Source organism: Blastococcus sp. CCUG 61487 (assembly GCF_005222955.1).
In the GTDB taxonomy this organism is placed as follows: Bacteria; Actinomycetota; Actinomycetes; order Mycobacteriales; family Geodermatophilaceae; genus Blastococcus.
The window spans coordinates 1-275 of record NZ_LWUA01000164.1 but is presented as its reverse complement, the minus strand read 5'-3'; the positions used below and the strand labels follow the sequence as shown (position 1 = coordinate 275).

Genomic DNA, 275 nt, shown 5'->3' with positions numbered 1-275 from the left:
CTTCCTGCACCGGAAGTCCGGAGGGGTCGGTGGGCCGTGCCCGATCATGGTCGGGTGGACGGGATCCGGGTGCTGCCCTACGGCGACCGCGCGCTCCTGGTCGAGGTCGCCGACCTCGCCGGGGTGGCCGCCGTGCGCCGCGCCCTGAGCGGCGCCCCGCTGCCGGGGCAGCGCGAGCTGGTGCCGGCCGCGCGCACCGTGCTCGTCGTGCTCGACCGGCCGCCCACGGACCTCGACGTCGCCGCGCTGCGCCGGCTGCGCCCGGCGGACGCCGG

At 79.6% G+C, this 275-nt stretch carries 1 protein-coding gene; it reads left to right on the top strand.

Features of this window, described 5'->3' with window-relative positions:
• Positions 1–54 precede the first annotated feature (54 nt).
• The coding region (locus tag A6V29_RS09340; protein WP_212719177.1) for a carboxyltransferase domain-containing protein at positions 55–275 on the top strand (221 nt) is incomplete at its 3' end.